The 16576-nt window shown below is 63.2% G+C and carries 18 protein-coding genes; 7 read left to right on the plus strand and 11 right to left on the minus strand.

Going from position 1 to position 16576, the window contains the following annotated elements; translation table 11 throughout:
• The 3 genes from rpsG to MRUB_RS13200 form a co-directional block, all read right to left on the minus strand.
• Entirely contained in the window at positions 1-471 is a 471-nt protein-coding gene (gene rpsG, locus MRUB_RS13190; RefSeq protein WP_013014871.1) for a 30S ribosomal protein S7, read from the minus strand.
• Positions 472-518: 47 nt separating this feature from the next.
• Positions 519-935, minus strand: coding sequence for a 30S ribosomal protein S12 (gene rpsL, locus MRUB_RS13195; RefSeq protein WP_013014872.1), 417 nt, complete (start codon positions 933-935; stop codon positions 519-521).
• 371 nt (positions 936-1306) lie between these two features.
• On the minus strand, positions 1307-1921 hold the full coding sequence (locus tag MRUB_RS13200) for an SCO family protein (protein ID WP_013014873.1): 615 nt from the start codon (positions 1919-1921) through the stop codon (positions 1307-1309).
• Between the two features lie 244 nt (positions 1922-2165).
• On the opposite strand from MRUB_RS13200, the gene MRUB_RS13205 reads away from it, so the two are divergent.
• The 3 genes from MRUB_RS13205 to MRUB_RS13215 are packed head-to-tail and all read left to right on the plus strand — an operon-like array spanning position 2166 to position 3905.
• Positions 2166-2660, plus strand: coding sequence for a hypothetical protein (locus MRUB_RS13205; RefSeq protein WP_013014874.1), 495 nt, complete (start codon positions 2166-2168; stop codon positions 2658-2660).
• A 9-nt stretch (positions 2661-2669) separates the two neighbouring features.
• Positions 2670-3260, plus strand: coding sequence for a MazG family protein (locus MRUB_RS13210; RefSeq protein WP_013014875.1), 591 nt, complete (start codon positions 2670-2672; stop codon positions 3258-3260).
• Between the two features lie 42 nt (positions 3261-3302).
• Positions 3303-3905 carry an NUDIX hydrolase gene (locus MRUB_RS13215; RefSeq protein ID WP_013014876.1) on the plus strand — a complete coding sequence of 201 codons (603 nt, stop codon included), beginning with the start codon at positions 3303-3305 and terminating at the stop codon, positions 3903-3905.
• Between the two features lie 22 nt (positions 3906-3927).
• Here MRUB_RS13215 and MRUB_RS13220 read toward each other — a convergent pair whose 3' ends face one another.
• Positions 3928-4707 carry a PaaX family transcriptional regulator gene (locus tag MRUB_RS13220; RefSeq protein WP_013014877.1) on the minus strand — a complete coding sequence of 260 codons (780 nt, stop codon included), beginning with the start codon at positions 4705-4707 and terminating at the stop codon, positions 3928-3930.
• 59 nt (positions 4708-4766) lie between these two features.
• Entirely contained in the window at positions 4767-6185 is a 1419-nt protein-coding gene (locus tag MRUB_RS13225; RefSeq protein ID WP_013014878.1) for an MATE family efflux transporter, read from the minus strand.
• A 1-nt stretch (position 6186) separates the two neighbouring features.
• Between MRUB_RS13225 and MRUB_RS13230 the strand changes: the two genes are divergently transcribed.
• A complete protein-coding gene (locus MRUB_RS13230; protein ID WP_013014879.1) occupies positions 6187-7542 on the plus strand; it encodes an aminotransferase family protein in 1356 nt (451 codons plus the stop codon).
• A gap of 30 nt (positions 7543-7572) precedes the next feature.
• On the opposite strand, the gene MRUB_RS13235 is transcribed toward MRUB_RS13230, so the two are convergent.
• The gene (locus tag MRUB_RS13235) at positions 7573-8778 is read right to left on the minus strand and encodes a bifunctional folylpolyglutamate synthase/dihydrofolate synthase (RefSeq protein ID WP_041654124.1); all 1206 of its coding nucleotides are present in this window, start codon (positions 8776-8778) and stop codon (positions 7573-7575) included.
• Between the two features lie 71 nt (positions 8779-8849).
• Here MRUB_RS13235 and MRUB_RS13240 point away from each other — a divergent pair, with 71 nt between their 5' ends.
• Positions 8850-9398 (plus strand): hypothetical protein, encoded by a 549-nt coding sequence (locus MRUB_RS13240; RefSeq protein ID WP_013014881.1) that lies wholly within the window; start codon positions 8850-8852, stop codon positions 9396-9398.
• A gap of 16 nt (positions 9399-9414) precedes the next feature.
• Here the strand turns inward: MRUB_RS13240 and MRUB_RS13245 are convergent, their stop codons facing one another.
• Both MRUB_RS13245 and MRUB_RS13250 read right to left on the minus strand, forming a co-directional pair.
• Positions 9415-10356, minus strand: a complete 942-nt coding sequence (locus tag MRUB_RS13245; protein WP_013014882.1) for a VWA domain-containing protein — start codon at positions 10354-10356, stop codon at positions 9415-9417.
• Between the two features lie 147 nt (positions 10357-10503).
• Complete coding sequence (locus MRUB_RS13250; protein ID WP_015586708.1) at positions 10504-11931, minus strand: nitronate monooxygenase; 1428 nt, start codon at positions 11929-11931, stop codon at positions 10504-10506.
• A 209-nt stretch (positions 11932-12140) separates the two neighbouring features.
• Between MRUB_RS13250 and MRUB_RS13255 the strand changes: the two genes are divergently transcribed.
• Positions 12141-12806 (plus strand): uracil-DNA glycosylase, encoded by a 666-nt coding sequence (locus MRUB_RS13255; protein ID WP_013014884.1) that lies wholly within the window; start codon positions 12141-12143, stop codon positions 12804-12806.
• 26 nt (positions 12807-12832) lie between these two features.
• On the opposite strand, the gene MRUB_RS13260 is transcribed toward MRUB_RS13255, so the two are convergent.
• Complete coding sequence (locus MRUB_RS13260) at positions 12833-13483, minus strand: MIP/aquaporin family protein (protein ID WP_013014885.1); 651 nt, start codon at positions 13481-13483, stop codon at positions 12833-12835.
• A 95-nt stretch (positions 13484-13578) separates the two neighbouring features.
• Here MRUB_RS13260 and MRUB_RS13265 point away from each other — a divergent pair, with 95 nt between their 5' ends.
• Positions 13579-14040, plus strand: a complete 462-nt coding sequence (locus MRUB_RS13265; protein WP_013014886.1) for an HD domain-containing protein — start codon at positions 13579-13581, stop codon at positions 14038-14040.
• On the opposite strand, the gene pruA is transcribed toward MRUB_RS13265, so the two are convergent.
• Both pruA and MRUB_RS13275 read right to left on the minus strand, forming a co-directional pair.
• Entirely contained in the window at positions 14037-15584 is a 1548-nt protein-coding gene (gene pruA / locus MRUB_RS13270; protein ID WP_013014887.1) for an L-glutamate gamma-semialdehyde dehydrogenase, read from the minus strand. The genes MRUB_RS13265 and pruA overlap by 4 nt on opposite strands.
• Before the next feature lie 59 nt (positions 15585-15643).
• Positions 15644-16567, minus strand: a complete 924-nt coding sequence (locus MRUB_RS13275) for a proline dehydrogenase (RefSeq protein WP_013014888.1) — start codon at positions 16565-16567, stop codon at positions 15644-15646.
• Between the last annotated feature and the right edge of the window lie 9 nt (positions 16568-16576).

The following is a 16576-nucleotide window of genomic DNA, read 5'->3' on the forward strand; positions in this document are numbered from 1 at the left end:
TTACCACCGGTAGTGGGCGTAGGCTCGGTTGGCTTCGGCCATACGCTCAACATCTTCTTTCTTTTTGACGGCTCCGCCCTTGCCCTCAGCGGCTTCCAGCAGCTCGGCCGCCAGACGCTGGTGGGCTTCACGCTCACTCCGGCTGTTGAAGGCGTTCACAATCCAGCGGATGGCCAGGGTCTGCTGACGGCGGGGCGATACCTCGACGGGCACCTGGTAGTTGGCCCCCCCCACCCGACGGCTGCGCACCTCCACACGGGGCCGCACATTGTCCAGGGCCGCTTTGAATACCTTGAGGGGCTCCTGCCCGCTTTTCTCCTGAATAATCTCACAGGCCTGCTTAAAGATGCGAGCAGCCAGGTTCTTCTTGCCGCCGCGCATCATCCGGTTGATGAGCGCGGTGACCACCACGTCGCCGTACAGGTGGTCGGGCTCGAGTTGGCGAATTTCTGCTTGTCTTCTCCGCGACATACTTCAAACCTCACTCATGCCGCCCTAGAGGGCTGCACGTGGAAGAGTTACTTCTTGCCCTTGGCCGCCGCGCCTTTAGCATCGGCTTTGGGCCGCTTGGTGCCGTACTTGGAGCGGCTCTTCTTGCGATCCTTCACGCCCTGGGTGTCGTAGATACCACGCACGATGTGGTAGCGCACACCCGGCAGGTCTTTCACACGGCCCCCGCGGATCAGCACCACCGAGTGCTCTTGCAAGTTATGACCTTCGCCAGGAATGTAGGCGGTAACCTCGTACTGGCTCGAAAGCCGCACCTTGGCTACTTTGCGCAGCGCCGAGTTGGGCTTCTTGGGGGTGACGGTGCGCACCACGGTGCAGACCCCTTTGCGGAAGGGGCTTCCTTTGAGGGCAGGCACCTTGCTCTTCTTGACTACCGGCGTACGGCCCTTACGGAGGAGTTGGTTGATGGTTGGCAGTGTAATCACATCCTTTCGTTTGACTCGACTTCTCTCAAAAACCGAAACCCCACACGGAGTTCTGCGTTCTTGCGCTGCGCTCGGTGCGGGGTTCCCGTCGAGAAGCGAACCAGGCCAGCAGCCCGTGTTTCGCCCCTAGATTCTCAAGAATCGCCGTGCGCGACGGTCTTCCCGTGAGCGCAACCGATGTTGCCTCAGGGCCGGGGCTGGCCTGAGGCGACGCAACCCTAGAAGTATATACGGGCACAAAAAGTTAATCAAGGGGCAGAATATGGCTTGGGGAGCGGCTACAAGGACGGTGCTGCCGCGCTCGATCGTGAGCGTAGCATTGGAAAAGGAAAGGCTGGGGAAGCGTGCGGTCTGCCCTGGAAGAATGGGGCTCAGCGCAACAGCCAGCGCACGTCCTGCACCACCCGTTCGGTTTCGGCGGCTTTACCGTTGCCGTATATCAGGCGCAGTTGTCCTTTGGGGTCAAGGGCGAAGACGGTAGCGGTATGGTCTACGTTGTACTCGGTGGCCGATTTGATCTGGGATTTTTGATAAAACACCCCGTAGCGTTTGGCCACCTCGGCGATCTGCTCGGGGGTTCCGGTCAGACCGATAAAGCTGGGGCTAAAGAAGGTGACGTAGTTCCTCAGCTTTTCCAGGGTGTCTCGCTCGGGGTCTACCGAGATGAGCAGAACCTGCACCCGCGCCTGCTCGGCGGGGGTCAGGGCTTTGTAGACTTTGCTGAGCTCGAGCAAGGTGGTGGGGCAGACATCCGGGCAGTTCACAAAGCCAAAGAAAATCAGAACCACCTTACCCTGAAAATCGGAAAGGCTTTTACGCGAGCCGTCGTGGGCGGTGAGGGTAAACTGGTTGGCTTCTGGTGGGCGGGCGTTCAACAGGCGGGTTCCATAGGGCTGGTAGGTATCGCGCGATACCAGAAAGGCCGCCGCTGCCAGCAACAGAGGCAGGCCAGCCAACAGGGTGATCCATATTGCTCGACGCGGCATCTGCACACTCCTGGGCTCGAGGGGTTCATCGGTTGCCTGCGAGCCCTCTGTAAACCGTACTTAACCCTAGACAACCCAGCCCCTGGCAAATGTCCCGCAACAGACAGTTTGGCGATCCTTGATTCCGACGGGTCTGAACGTGGCTGTTTTCGGTTTTGTCAGACGCAGGCTGGAGCATCTACCCAGGCTTCATGGCAAGCCAATATACATTGGCCCCGCAGCTTTAGGGCAAGATGGGGTTGGCATGGATGGTCGGACTGTCGCTTTTTCTCACCCCCTGGTTCGCTGGGCGGGGGCCCTCTTCGTGGCCCCTTTCTTTTTACAGCTGCTGGGCCTGGGTAACACCTTGCTGGGGGGTGGGTTGTGTGGTGAGTTGTTCGGCAACGACACCCCGCTGGGGCTTCAGGGGGCGGGGTTCTGGTATGCGGTCTTGTTCATGATGCTGCTGGGATTTCAGCTCATGTACGGGGGTTTCTTGCTGCTGGCGCGTTTGCTCGAGATGCCTGCCAGCATGGAGCGCGGAGCCTACCAGGGGGGAATCTGGTTGGTGGGGCTGATCACCCTGCTGTTTGTCCTGACCCGCACCACCGGCCTGCCCTACCCCAGCCCCCAGGGCCTGGCCTTGGGGGATACTGCCCCGGTAGATTTATTGAGCCTGATTCTGATGGGCTGTTCGTGGGCGGCCGGCTTCCTGCTGTGGCGCCTGCTAAGACCTGGTGAACCTTCCAAAACCCGCTAGGCTGTAAGCATGGAGCGTCTACTGGAGATTATGCGGCGTTTGCGGGGCCCGGATGGCTGCCCCTGGGACAAGGAGCAAACCCACCAAAGCCTGCGTCCCTACCTGCTCGAGGAGGCCGCCGAGGCCGTGGATGCCATTAGCAAAGGCCACCCCAACGAAATCGCCGAGGAGCTGGGGGATGTGTTGTTACAGGTGGCTTTTCATTCGGTGATTGCCGAGCAGGAGGGCAGCTTTACTTATTCACAGGTGGAGCAGCACATTGTGGATAAGCTCATCCGGCGGCATCCGCACGTGTTTGGCAACGTACAGGCCGATACCCCCGAGGCCGTTACTGCCAACTGGAAGGCCATTAAGGCCCAGGAGGGCAAAACCGCCCAGTCCATTTGCGATCAGGTGCCGAAAAGCCTGGGGGCTTTGGCCCGGGCCGCCGAAATTCAGAAAAAGATGGGGTACACCTTCCCCGGGAAAGACCAGCTAATAGGGGCCATCGAAGAGGGCCGCCTGGCCGAGGCGCTGTGGCTGATGGTGGCCTGGTGCCGAGAGGAAAAAATCAATCCGGAGATTCTGCTGCGCGAGCGATGCGAGGAAAGCTGTTCCTAAAAGGTCAGATGCCACAAACCACAGCGCCAACCTGGTTCACCCATGAAATCGGACTTGCTCAAGGCCATCGTTGCCCGCCCTCCTGAAGCGCTCTCGAGGCCGGAGGGCTTCGTGGACGCCGCCGTGCTGCTGCCGGTCTGGGAAGGGCAACTGCTGTTTACCGTGCGCAGTGCCCACCTCCCCCACCACGCCGCACAGATTAGCTTTCCCGGGGGCCGCTTTGACGATGGCGAGAGTGCAGAGCAGGCCGCCTTGCGCGAGGCCTGGGAAGAGGTGGGGTTGAACCCGGAGCACGTGGAAATCCTGGGACACCTCAACCCCACCCTCTCCCCTTTTGGGTACCGGGTCTTTCCCTTGCTGGGCCGGATCACCCAGGAACCCCAGCTTACCCCCAACCCCGCAGAAGTAGACGCACTGCTCTGGGTACCCATTGAGGAGCTGCTGGCCGCCCCCGCTTACGCTGAAGAGCGCACGCCCCCACCGGGCAACCGCCTTCCCAACAGCCTGGGCGGGGAGTTCTCCGAGATGGAAGGCCAGCTCCGGCGCAAGGTCTGGCATTATCCCTGGCGGGGCTACGATATCTGGGGTGTGACCGGGAACATTGTGCACGACTTCCTCGAGCGCATCCGTGCGGTGCGTCTGTAGCACCAGCAGCACCCATCGGGTGTTAGTCGGCGGCCACCAAACCCTGCTCAAACACCGGGCGGGCCTGCCTGGAGAGCTGATTGTACAGCTCGAGGAATTGCGCTTTGGCCTGTTGGCCCAGAAAGCCGGGTGGGGTCAGCTCGGGGGGCAGGCCGGGGTCTAAGAAAAGGTTCTTGCGGGCCTGGTGAATCATGTGGGTCAGGCGCACAAAGGCCTCCTCGGCGCTTTGGGCCCTTGGTGGCTTCTGGGCCAGAAAAGCCCGGTAGCGGGTCTGGGCTGCCTTCAGGTTGAAGGATTTTTCGATGAGCTCGAGGGGGGGTGTGCTGGAAAAACGCTCGGCCTGGAACAACTCGACATAGTTTTGCAGGCCGTAAAAGCCCACCAAGTCGCGGGCGGCCTCGAGCGAGCCGTTGGGGCTGATCCACACACCCGGCGCCGGCGTACCGAAGCCGAGGAGGATGAGCTCGTTGCGAAAGCGATCCCGCACGGTGCGCTTGGTTTCCGGCACGGCATAGACCAAAATGCGCCACTTGCCATCCCATGGCGCACCATAGCTATACAGGCGCTCCCGTACCTTCTCGACCTGCCAGGACACCCTGGGCGAAAGCCGATAGTAAGCCCGTCGCCCCTCTTTTTCGGGGATAATCCAGCCCCGTTTGACGCTGCGCGAAACCGCAGCCCGTACCGCAGGCTCGCTGAAATTCAACAGTTCCATCCAGCGGATCAAGTCCCCCACCCAGGCCCGGTTTTCGGGGTACAGATACTCCATATAAAGCGTAAACAAGTAAGAGCGCGCCCGCATTGAGGTTCAGTATAATACGGGTTTTTGCATCTTCAGCAAAAAAGCGTTGGTATAGACGATTAATCAGAGGCCGCTGGCCGGGCCTCGAGCCGGAACCACCGCCCACTTCGATAGCGCCACAAGAACAGGGCCAACCGCACGGCCTCCTCTCCCAGGAGCCGCCCCAGGAATATCCCCCACAAGCCCAGTCCCAGCGGGAAGGCCAGCAGCCAGGCCAGCGGCAAGCCCACCACAAACACCGTCACCACATCGGAGAGCAGTAAAAAGCGGGTATCCCCCCCGCTGGCCAGGGTGCCAAAAAAGATGAAGTTGGAAACCTTGGCCGGCTGGAACAGCGCGTTGAGCAGTATGGCCCAGAAGGCCCATTCCTGCACCTGCGGGGTGGTGTTGGGGTAGAGAACAGGCAGCAGAAAAGCGAACAAAGCAAAAGCCAGGCCGAAGATGGCAGCCGAGGTGAGTCCAACCCGCCAGACCAGGCGCGAAACCAGCCAAACACCGGGCGAGTCGGCCCGTCCAATGGCCTGGGCCACCAGCACCGTGGCCGCGTAGTGCAGGCCCGCCGAGGCGGTGATGAAGACCGACTCGAGGTTGCTCACTATCTGGAACACCGCCAGCTCCTGGGTGCCCAGACGCTCGAACAGCAGGGCGAACAAGAACACCCCTCCGCTAAAAACCACCTCGGTGATGAACAGCGGCAACACCAGCGGCACCACCTCGCGGAGCAAATCCCGCCCTTGTCCCAGGCTGGGCCAGGCCCAGCGCAACCCCCAGCGGCTTCCCACCAAGAGCCCAAACAGCACCACAGCCCGGATGCCCTGGGCTACCAGGGTTGCCAGCGCCGCCCCAACCACGCCCATCCCCAGCGGGTGCACAAACAGCCAGGACAGCAGCGGTATCAGGGCTATGGCCGGAATGGTCACAATCATTGGTATGCGCGCCCTTCCGATGCTGCGAAAAGCCGCGCTGCTCACCACGCTTAGGGTAATGAGGGGTAAAGAGAAAGCCACCAGGGTGAGAAAAGGCCCACCAATGGCAGCAATCTCCGGATTCGACCCAATCAGCCTCAAAAAAGGAGTGGCCCCCAGCCCCAGCGGTAGAGCCAGCACCAGTGATATAAGTGCAGAAAATCCGATAAAAAAGCTTACGATGCGCCGCACCGCGATCTCGTCACCCCGCCCCCGGGCCCGGCTAGCCAGGATGGCGCACCCCGCACCCAGGGTATTGAGGCACAGGATGCCAATGAACAGAACGTTGTTGGCCAGACCCACTGCGGCAATGGTGGCGGTACCCAGGGTTCCTACAATTACCTGATTGGCAAAACCCAGGGCTAGCTGCACGGTGGACTCGAGGCTCACTGGCAGGGCAATTCTGAATATTTCGCGCTGGGTATCCACAGCCACAAAGGCCAGCATACTACGCAGCAGGGAGGCGCCGCGCCTGGCCCACAACCGCCCAGCAGAAGGTAGAATCGGGGGCATTATGAACCCCCTTGTCTGGAACACCGAGCAGCTCATCGAGCAGGATATCGCCCACCACCTGCACCCCGTCACCAACCTGCACCGCCACAAGCAACAGGGCCCGCTGGTGCTGGTGGAGGGCAAAGGCTCTAAGGTACGCGATAGCCAGGGCAAGTGGTACCTCGACGGCTTCGCCGGTCTCTGGAACGTGAACGTGGGGTACGGGCGCCAGGAGCTGGTGGAGGCCGCGCGCCAGCAGATGGCCCGGCTGGCCTTTCAACCCACCTTCTTTGGGCTGGCCACCCCCCCGGTCATCGAGCTGGCCGCCAAGATGCACCAGCTTCTGCCGCACCACTCTCACTTCCAGTTCACCTCAGGCGGGGCCGAGTCCAACGAGACCGCCATCAAGATTGCCCGCTACTACTGGGCCCTGTCGGGTCGGCCCCAAAAAACCAAGATCATCTCGCGGCGCATGGCCTACCACGGGATTGCCATGGGGGCGCTGGCCGCCACCGGTGTTCCGGCCTACCACGCCGATTTCGGGCCGCTGCCGCCAGGGTTTTTGTATCTGAGCGCGCCGCTGGCCTACCGCAACAATCCGGGGCTTTCCGAGGCCGGGTTTGTGGCCATGCTGGCCCAGGAGCTCGAGGACTTAATCCTTCGGGAAGGCCCCGAAACCATCGCGGCCTTTATCGGGGAGCCGGTGCAGGGGGCGGGGGGCGTGGTGCCACCCCCCGAGGGCTACTGGCAGGCCATCGTCCCCATTCTGAAGAAGTACGAGATTCTGCTAATTGCCGACGAGGTGATTACCGGCTTTGGCCGCACCGGCGAGATGTTCGCCCAGACCACCTATGGCTTCCAGGCCGACATCACCAGCTTTGCCAAGGGCATCACCTCGGGGTATGTGCCGCTGGGCGGGGTGGGCATCAGCCCGCAAATTTTCGAGCGCATCTCGGCCCCCGACCGCATGTTCATGCACGGTTTCACCTATTCGGGGCATCCGGTGGCCTGTGCGGTGGCCCTGGCCAACATCGAGATTATCGAGCGCGAGCAGCTCTGGGTGAATGCCCATAAGCGGGGTGAGCAGCTTTTGCAGCGGCTAAAGGCGCTCGAGGCCCACCCCCACGTGGGCAACGTACGCGGCAAAGGGCTGATGGCCCTGGTCGAGGTGGTGGAGGACAAGGCCAGCAAAAAGACCTTCGATCCAGCCAAAGGCATTGGAGGACACTTGATGCAGGTCAGCCGGGAAAAAGGTGTGATTGTGCGCTGCAACGACACCGGCTTTGCCATTGCCCCACCCCTGGTCATTACCGAGCAAGAGATCGACGAACTGGTAAACGCCCTGGCCGAGACCCTGGACGAAGTCCTGGGCGCCTAAAAAACATCTCGTAGTGGGATGAGACCAGCATCAAACCGGTTCGGTGGCGGGCAGGTCGGTTGTAACGCGCCCCTGTAGCAGCCGGAGCATCTCCCCTACCAGGTACAAAGAGCCTGTCACCAGAACCGGCCAGCCATCCTGCCGGGCTATTTGAGCAGCGTCCTGGAGGGCCTCGAGCGGATCTTCGAAGTAGGGTGCCGGGTAAGCCTGCAAGAGCTCCTCCGCCCGCAAAGCGCCTTTTGCCGCATAAGTAAAGCGCACGCTTCTGGCTTTGGGCAGCAGGGTGTGCAGGATGCTGCGGTAGTCCTTACGGGGGAAGGCCCCAAACACCAGATGAAAGCCCTCAAACTCCTCCACCAGGGCCCTGGCCGCAGGGGGGTTGTGGGCCCCATCCAGCACCACCGGGAGGCCTTGGTAGGTAAGCTGCTGCATGCGGCCTGGGTGCTGGGCGGTGGACAGACCGGTGGCAATCACGCTGTCGCTGTAGCCCAGCAAGCGCAACACCGCCGCAGCCAGACGGGCGTTTTGCTCCTGAAAACGGCCCCGCAAGGAGGGCCGGGCTGGCAGCTCGAAAAGCGGACTGCCTTCGCTTAGCACATACAGCGGCGCGGCCCGCTCAGCGGCGATGGCACGAATTACCTCGAGCCCAACCCCCTCGGCCCCGGTCACCACCGGAACCCCTGCGCGAATGGCCCCTGCTTTGTCCCTGGCCACGCCCTCGAGCGTGCCCCCCAGGGTCTCCAGGTGGTCTTCACCGATGTTGGTCAGCACTGTGGCCCGCACCCCAGGGAGCACGTTGGTGGCGTCCAGCGCCCCCCCCACCCCTGCCTCCACCGCGGCCAGGCCCACACCCTGCTGGGCAAAATGCTGAAAGGCCAGGGCCGTGGTGAGGTCGAAAAAGGCCACCGGCTCGCGGAACGACTGGCCCCGGGCCCACTCCACAAACCGCAGCACCTCCGCTTCGGGGATCGGGCCCAGATGGGTGCGGATGCGCTCACGAAAGTCCAGCAGGTGGGGGCTGGTGGTAGCCCCATAGCCTTCACCGGAAGCTTTAAAGGCCGCCTCGAGGTAGGCCACCACGCTGCCTTTGCCGTTGGTTCCAATCACATGCACCGCAGAGAACCCGGCCTCGGGATGACCCAGGCGTTCCAGCAGTTCTCGAATCCGCGACAGGCCCCGCGGCGCCCCGGCGCGGCTTTGGGAAAACAACCATTCCACCGCTTCTAGGTAGGTCACGAGCATCAGTCTAGCGGGGTGCCCCCTGCAAGGGTAGGGTGCTTGGTCAGTCCGTACCGGATAATGGGGTCATGGAACAGATGCGCGCCCGGATGGAACTCGAGCTCAGCCAAGCCCTGCTGCACACCTGGATCAGCCGCCAGCTTGAGCGGGTGGATCTGCCGGTTCGGCTGCTACGCTTTCCGCTGGGCCGCCTCCAGCACGGCCAGCTTCGGCATTTTGAGCTGGGCGAAAACCACTGCCAGGCCGAGCTTGGGTTCGCCAGCGGCCCGGCCCTGCGCCTCAGGGTGCGGGCGCTGGACTTCCAGCCCGAGTCGCAAACCTGGCGGCTACGGGTCGAACACCTGCATTTTTCGGGGTTTCGGGGAGGGCCGGTGCTCAACCTGTTGCCGGGCAAGGTGCTGGAGATGGTCGCCCAGCAGGCCAACCGGCAGCTACCCGGCCTGCTGGCGGTGCACAACAACCTGGAACTCGAGCTTCGCCTGGAGCCGTTGCTGCAAAAAATCCTCAGGGCAGCGCCGCTCCAGACCATGGGCCTGGAAAAGCACCCCAGCGCGCGAATTGAGCACCTCGAGCTAGCGCAAAACCTCTTGCGGCTCAGCCTTCAGGCCAGCGGCTGAGCTGGGGAGTTTGGTTTTAGATGACCTGGCGCCGCAGGTTGGCGAGCAGCAGGCTCGAGGCCAGCAACACCCCGGCCAGCAGCCCGAACATACCGCTAATTTCGGTGCGCTGGGGCTTCCAGCCCACCATCCGGCCCAGGTTGCGGTAGGCCTGCCGCAGGGCCTCCGCCGAGCCTGCAGCGTAGTACTGCCCCCCGGTGGCCTCGGCGATGGCCCGCAGGGTTTCTTCGTCGAACTGCATCCAGTAACCGCCCCAGTACTGGTCGGGGTCGCCGGGGTTGCTGCGGCGGCCCAGCCCGATGGTGTGCACCACCACCCCCATATCCCTGGCAAAGGGGGCGACTTCCATCGGGTCTACCCCGCTGTTGGTTCGACCGTCCGAGAGCAGCACCACCGTGGAGGGGCCCAGGGGCTTGCCGTTTTCGTCTTTGGGGATGGCCCTGAGGCTCTCCAGCAAACCATCGCCAATGGCCGTCCGGCGGGCCATCTGTAGCAGTTCGATCTGGTCTATCACCCGCTGGTGGTCGGTGGTGGGCTCCGCCTCCAGGGTGGCGTAGCCCGCAAAGCTCACCAGCCCCACCTTGATCCCATCCGGCAGCGACCGCACAAAGTTTTTGGCTTCCTGTTTGGCCGCCTCGAAGCGGGTGGGCTGGATGTCCTGGGCCCGCATGGAGAGGCTGATGTCGATGGTCACGATGACGGTGGCCGTGGGGTCGGGCACTGGCACCACGGCTTGCGGACGGGCCAGCGCGGCAATGGCCAGGGCCAGGGCCAGGCCGTATAGAACAGCACTTAGGTGGCGCTTCCAGCGAGGCTCGGATAAGCGGGCCAGCTGGGCCAGGCTGGGGTAGAGCACGTGGCCGCTCGAGCGCCCTTCCTGCACCCTGCGCTGGTAGGCCCAGGCCAGCAGCGGCAGCAACAGGAGCAACAACAGCAGCAGCGGAAACTCAAACCCCACAGCTCACCCCCTCGAGCAGCGCTTCGGGAAATAAACTACTCCTCGAGTTTGCCGACTAATGCCCTGCCAGATGGTAGGCCCATTTACGGTTGATCTTCAAAAATTTTACACAAACCAACAGACGCGGGGGCTCCAAGCAAAGGCGCATTACCCATGAACCATCGCCGGCTGGGCTTCCAGTTGGGATTGAGCTGTGGCGCCCAGCAGATAGGCCACCACATCCCGTGCGCTGTACTCAAGGCCAAACCGGCGCACAAAGCGGCCGATGCGCTCGAGGTCGTCGCCGCTGGTGATCAAGGGCCGCTCGAGGTCGCCGTTTTTCTGTAGCTGGCCCATCCCCACCGCCGCTAAAAGGGCGTTGCACAGGCACTTGCGCCCCTCGGTGTTGGCGAGCTCACCCCCTTTAGCCAGGTACTGCTCGATGGGCTCGGAAGCGCAGCGAAAGCCGATTTTGCCTTCGGGCGTCTGGTAGGCTTCCCGCAGGTAGCCCAGGTCGCAGACCCGCACCCGGCGCTGGTAGACCTCCGGCTGGGAGAGGGTGCCTTCCACCTCGGCCACCTTGAAGGGAAAGCCGGTGGGCGAGGCCTTGGGGTCGGTAAACACCTTCACGGCTCCCTGCGCGGCCTGCTCGAGGACGCGCCGCTTGAGCTCCGCTTCGAAGCCCGATTCCTGGCTGTAGGCAAACAGGGTTCCCACCTGAATGCCGGCGGCCCCTTGTGCAAGGGCTTCCTGCAAGGCCTCGGGCGAGCCCGTACCGCCGGCCAGCCAGAAGGGCAGGCCCAGGGCTTTGATCTGCTCGAGATCCACCACATCCCGCTCGCCGTAGACCGGCTGCCCGCGCTCGTCAAACACCGGGGCACCCCTAGGCGGGGCGTTGTGCCCGCCAGCGGTGGGGCCCTCAATCACGAAGCCTTGGATGCTGCCCGTCACCTTGCGGGCCAGCAAGGTCGCCAGGGAGTTGGAGGCGATGATGGGCAAAAAGTGGGGGCGCTTGAGGGTTTGCGCGCCGCCCAGCACCTCACGCGGGTCGAAGTGGAGTCGGGGGGCCTCGCTGCCCGTCCAGCCGGTTACGTCAATTTTGAGCGAGGCAGTCTCGCCAGCGGATAGTTTGTCGAGCACCTCGGGGATCTCGCGGGGAATGCCCGCCCCCATCAACACGTAGTCCACCCCGGCCAGCATGGCCCCATACAGCGTGCCCAGGGTGGGCAGTTGCAGCTTGGTGAGCAGGTTGATGCCCACCAGGCCCGAATGCCCTTCCTTGGCCAGAAACACCTCGATATACCCCCCCAACACATGCATAATCTGCGAGGCGGTATCGCCCAGTCGGCTGGGCATGGGCAGACGTTTATAGGGCTGATCGCGGCGGCCCTCGGGCTGAAAATACCTCTCCAGCACCGGCTTAACCCAGCGCTGTACCGGAAACGCGGCCAGGGCCCGGCGCACCAGCCCGCCGGGGTCGCCGTCCTGCAACCGCCGCACCAGCACGGTGTCCATGGCGGTTCCGGAAACCACCCCCAGTTGTCCCAGCATCGAGACCGTTCGAGCCAGGCGCCAGTTGGAAACGGAAACGCCCATTCCGCCTTGGATGATGCGCGGTAGGGCTATAGTAGCAACACTTTGCACGTCAACAAACCTCCATCAAAGCACTACGAGACCACGACAAGATGGCTGATTGTACGGTATGCGCAGGTGAGAACTACCGGCGCAGGTTCAAAAGTCGCCCGATCTGTACTGGGTACAAAACTATAGCCACAGGCTTACTCAGATGATGTAATGAAACCTGCATGAGCCTCGAGGCCCTCTACGCTCAACTCACCGCCTGCCGGGCCTGCCCCCGGCTGGTGGTCTGGCGGGAGCAGGTCGGGCGGGAAAAACGCGCGGCATTCCGCCACACCCCGTACTGGGCCAAGCCCGTGCCAGGCTTTGGCGACCCCAAGGCGCGGATTTTGATTTTTGGACTGGCCCCTGGCGCCCACGGCTCCAACCGCACCGGGCGGCCTTTTACCGGCGATGCCTCGGGTGATTTCCTGTACCCGGCCCTCTACCAGGCCGGGCTGGCCAACCAGCCCACCTCGAGCCACCTGGACGATGGCCTTGCGCTCGAGGGGGTGTACATCACCGCAGCGGTGCGCTGCGCCCCGCCCAAAAACAAGCCCACCCCGCTCGAGCTCCGCACCTGCGCGGGCTGGACAGCCCAGGAGCTGGCCCTCTTACCCCACCTCCGGGTCTACCTGGCCCTGGGCCAGATCGCCCACCAGGCCCTGCTGGCATACCACGGCCTGCCCAGGGCTCACCACCCCTTCCGGCACGGCGGCGAGTATCGAGTGGGGGAACGGGTTCTGCTCAGCTCCTACCACGTGAGCCGCCAGAACACCCAGACCGGTAAGCTAACCAGGCCGATGTTCGAGGCCATCCTCGAGCGGGCCAAGGCGCTGGCCGAGATCGGGTAAAAAGTGGTGCCCCTGCGAAAGACCGACTAGCTTTCTACCTGCTTGCTGTACAAAAAATCGTAGAGCAAAGCCGCCAACCCAGCCCCCACCAGCGGGCCCACCCAGTAGACCCAGTGGGCCGCCCACTCCCCACCGATGATGGCCGGGCCCAGCACCCGCGCCGGGTTCATGGCCGCCCCAGAGATGGCCCCACCGGCCAGGATGCCCATGGTAACGGCCAGGCCAATCGCCAGTCCGGCAAAGCTAAAGTTATTGAAGACCGCCGAACCAAAGATAACCGAGACCAGGAAAAAGGTCAGGAAGATCTCCATCATGAGGGCCTGGATGACGGTGTGGTTCGCCCCGGGGGTCGGGGTTCCATCGGCCACCGCTGCACCGCCATACAAAGCACCAATGAAAAAGGCCGCAAGCAGTCCTCCTAACAACTGGGCCACCCAGTAGCCCAGCGCGCCCACCGGGGTAATGCGTCCAGTAATGAGCATGGCAAAGGTCACGGCGGGGTTAAAGTGCGCCCCCGAGACAGCCCTCAGCGCCACCACCGAAAGGCCTATGGCCAGGCCGGGGGCCAGGGCCACCACCATCCAGTCATCCCTCTGGGTGGCCGCAATAGCCCCAACCGCCACAAAACACATAGCAAACACCCCTAAAAACTCCGCCACAAGGGCACGCAAGTTCATGCTTTCCTCCCGCTCATACGTTACCCCAGCCCGTCAACTTCTCACAATTGGCCGAATTTGACAATCAAGGGGGCTTGTGTGCGTAGGATAAATCCGTGTGGTTGCGGCTTAAGCGTTTGTATAAAGCCTTCATCCCAGCCCAGGCCCAGCCGGACGACGCCTGGGCGCTGGCCGAGCTTAGCCTCGAGGAGGCCCCCCTGTACAAAGCCATGGACGTGCGCGACCGCGAGCACGCCGTGCGGGTAGCCAAAAGGCTGCTGGAGCGCTACCCGGACGCCCCCAGCTATGCCGTGCGGGCCGCCCTGCTGCACGACTGCGGCAAGGCCCTGCGGCCCTACCGTCCTTTGGAGCGCATCCTGACCGGGCTTATAAGCCTGGACGTGCCGATTGAACCGCTGCACAAAGGATGGCGGGGGGCCTGGCAGATTCGCCAGCACCACCCCGAGTACGGGGCTATGCGCATCCTCGAGCCCCAGGTAGCCCAGATTGTGCGGGAACACCACCAGCCGGTGAGCCTGTGGGCCAGGCGGTTACACGAAGTGGACGAAGAGTTCTAGAACCGCTCGGTGACGCTTTTCATCTGCAAAAAGTTGAGCAGGTAGTCGGGCCCCCCGGCCTTGGTGTCGGTGCCCGAGAGGTTGAAGCCGCCGAAGGGCTGCACCCCCACCAGGGCCCCGGTAATCTTGCGGTTGAAGTAGAGGTTGCCCACGTGGAACTCGCGCCGGGCCCGCTCGAGGCGTTCGCGCTTGCGCGAGAAGACCCCGCCGGTCAGGCCGAAGCGCGTGCCGTTGGCTACCTCCAATGCGGTGTCGAAGTCGGGGACGCGGATCACCGAGAGCACCGGGCCAAAAATTTCCTCCTGGGCGATGCGGGCATCGGGGGATACGTCTTCGAAGACGGTGGGCGAGATGAAGAAGCCGCCGCCCTCGAGCCGCCGCCCCCCCAGCACCAGCCTGGCCTCCTGCTGGCCGATCTCGATGTAAGAGAGCACGGTTTTCTCCTGCTGGGCGCTGGCCACCGGCCCCATGTCGGGGTTCTCCTCGGCCGGCCCTACAATCAGGCTTTCGGTGCGGTCGAGCACCTGCTCCATGAGCTGGTCGTAGATTCCATCCACCACAATCAGGCGCGAGGCCGCCGAGCACTTCTGGCCCTGGAAGCCAAAGGCGCTCTGCACGGTGGCCTGGGCTGCCGCGGCAATATCCGCGGTTTCGTCCACGATCAGGCCGTCTTTGCCGCCCAATTCCAGGAAGACCCGCTTGAGCCAGATCTGCCCCGGCGAAAGCCGGGCCGCGCTCTCGTTGATCTTGAGGCCCACCTCGAGCGAGCCCGTAAAGTTGATGAAGCGGGTGCGGGGGTGCTGCACCAGGTAGGCCCCCACCTCACTCCCCTCCCCAGGCAGGTAGTTGGCCACCCCGGCGGGCAGGCCGGCTTCCTCCAGAATCTCGAAGAGCTTGGCCGCAATCACCACGGTGTCCTCGGCGGGCTTGGCCACCACGCAGTTGCCCACCGCAATGGGGGCCACGGTCATGCCGGTCAGGATGGCCAGGGGGAAGTTCCAGGGGGCGATCACCACCCCCACCCCCAAGGGGATGTAGAAGGCCTCGTTGTCCTCGCCCGGATAGGGCACCACCGGGGCGCCGTCCTTGTACTTGAGGGCCGAGAGGGCGTAGTAGCGGGTGAAGTCGATGGCCTCGGCCACGTCGGCGGCGGCCTCCACCCAGTTCTTGCCGATCTCATAGACCAGCCAGGCCTCGAGCTCCCGCTGGCGGCGCTTCATGATCTGGGCCGCCTTCAGCAAAACCCGGCTGCGGTGCTCCTGGGGCCAGTCGCGCCAGGTTTTGAAGGCCCGCCAGGCCGCATCCAGGGCCGCGTCGGCCTCGGCGATGCCAGCCTTGGCGCTCACCCCCACCACCTCGCTGGGGTTGGAGGGGTTGGTGGAGGTGATGGTGGCCGGGGTGTGCACCCGCTCCCCCCCGATGATGAGGGGATAGTGGCGGCCAAACTGGGCCCGCACCGCAGCCAGGGCCTTGCGCATGGCCTCGAAAGCCTCGGGGCTCTGAAAGGTTTCAATGGGTTCGGGACGGTAGGGTTCGGTGGTCATACTTGCTCCTTTCAGTTAGGTTACAATAGGGCGTTCGCGATACCCGGGATTGAACATATCTACCCCTGGATCAGGCTGCGCGCCACGAACAAAAGGTTCTCGGGGCGCTCGGCGATGCGGCGCGAGAAATAGGGATACCAGTCGGTGCCGTAGGGCACGTAGGCCCGCACGGTATAGCCCTCGGCGGCCAGCTTTTTCTGCTCGTCGCGGCGCACCCCATAAAGCAGTTGAAACTCGAAGCGATCCGGCCCGATGCCCATCTGCGCCGTCCAGCGTTTCATCTCCTGGATGATCTGGGGGTCGTGGCTGGCAATGGCCGTGTAGAGGCCGTTTTCCATGGCTTTCTTGCACAGCAGCACAAACTGGGCGTCCACCAGGCGCTTATCCTGAAAAGCCACCTCGGGGGGTTCTTTGTAGGCACCCTTCACAATGCGCACCGGCGCTTTGAGGGGTATCAGGGCCTGCAGGTCTTGTTCGGTGCGCTTCAAGTAGCTTTGCAGCACCACGCCGGTGTTGTCGAAGCCGGCCTCGCGCAACCGCCGGTACATCCGGAGTGTGGCGTCTACACGGGGGCTGTCCTCCATGTCCATGCGCACGAAGCAGTCGTGCTGCCGGGCCTCGCTCAGAATCTCCTCCATCAACGAAAAAGCTAGGTCTTCGGAGATATCCAGACCTAGCTGGGTGAGCTTGAGGGCCACATAGCGGGGGTAAGGTCGCTCACCCAATGCCTGCACCAGCCGGATAATCTCACGCTGGAACTGCCGGGCCTGGGCTTCGGAGGTGACCATCTCGCCCAGCAGATCCAGGATGGCGTGAATCCGGTCGCGCTCGAGGGCCTCCACCACCTGCAAGGCCTCCTCGAGGGTATCGCCGGCAATAAAGCGGCGGGCAAATTTGCGGCCACGGGTGAGCACCAGGTGTTTGATGCGCTGGTTCTGGGCCAGGGCCAGCACAAACGAGCGGTAGCTTTGGTTGAAATCCATAGGGGTTCC

The sequence above is a fragment of the Meiothermus ruber DSM 1279 genome (genome assembly GCF_000024425.1).
In the GTDB taxonomy this organism is placed as follows: Bacteria; Deinococcota; Deinococci; order Deinococcales; family Thermaceae; genus Meiothermus; species Meiothermus ruber.

What these genes read in the sequence shown, in the direction of transcription:
- rpsG (WP_013014871.1), bottom strand. Translation starts at nt 471, where the DNA reads ATGTCGCGGAGAAGACAAGCAGAAATTCGCCAACTCGAGCCCGACCAC.
- MRUB_RS13200 (WP_013014873.1), bottom strand. Translation starts at nt 1,921, where the DNA reads ATGCCGCGTCGAGCAATATGGATCACCCTGTTGGCTGGCCTGCCTCTG.
- MRUB_RS13205 (WP_013014874.1), top strand. Translation starts at nt 2,166, where the DNA reads ATGGATGGTCGGACTGTCGCTTTTTCTCACCCCCTGGTTCGCTGGGCG.
- MRUB_RS13210 (WP_013014875.1), top strand. Translation starts at nt 2,670, where the DNA reads ATGGAGCGTCTACTGGAGATTATGCGGCGTTTGCGGGGCCCGGATGGC.
- MRUB_RS13215 (WP_013014876.1), top strand. Translation starts at nt 3,303, where the DNA reads ATGAAATCGGACTTGCTCAAGGCCATCGTTGCCCGCCCTCCTGAAGCG.
- MRUB_RS13220 (WP_013014877.1), bottom strand. Translation starts at nt 4,707, where the DNA reads ATGCGGGCGCGCTCTTACTTGTTTACGCTTTATATGGAGTATCTGTAC.
- MRUB_RS13225 (WP_013014878.1), bottom strand. Translation starts at nt 6,185, where the DNA reads ATGCCCCCGATTCTACCTTCTGCTGGGCGGTTGTGGGCCAGGCGCGGC.
- MRUB_RS13230 (WP_013014879.1), top strand. Translation starts at nt 6,187, where the DNA reads ATGAACCCCCTTGTCTGGAACACCGAGCAGCTCATCGAGCAGGATATC.
- MRUB_RS13240 (WP_013014881.1), top strand. Translation starts at nt 8,850, where the DNA reads ATGGAACAGATGCGCGCCCGGATGGAACTCGAGCTCAGCCAAGCCCTG.
- MRUB_RS13250 (WP_015586708.1), bottom strand. Translation starts at nt 11,931, where the DNA reads ATGGGCGTTTCCGTTTCCAACTGGCGCCTGGCTCGAACGGTCTCGATG.
- MRUB_RS13255 (WP_013014884.1), top strand. Translation starts at nt 12,141, where the DNA reads ATGAGCCTCGAGGCCCTCTACGCTCAACTCACCGCCTGCCGGGCCTGC.
- MRUB_RS13260 (WP_013014885.1), bottom strand. Translation starts at nt 13,483, where the DNA reads ATGAACTTGCGTGCCCTTGTGGCGGAGTTTTTAGGGGTGTTTGCTATG.
- pruA (WP_013014887.1), bottom strand. Translation starts at nt 15,584, where the DNA reads ATGACCACCGAACCCTACCGTCCCGAACCCATTGAAACCTTTCAGAGC.
- MRUB_RS13275 (WP_013014888.1), bottom strand. Translation starts at nt 16,567, where the DNA reads ATGGATTTCAACCAAAGCTACCGCTCGTTTGTGCTGGCCCTGGCCCAG.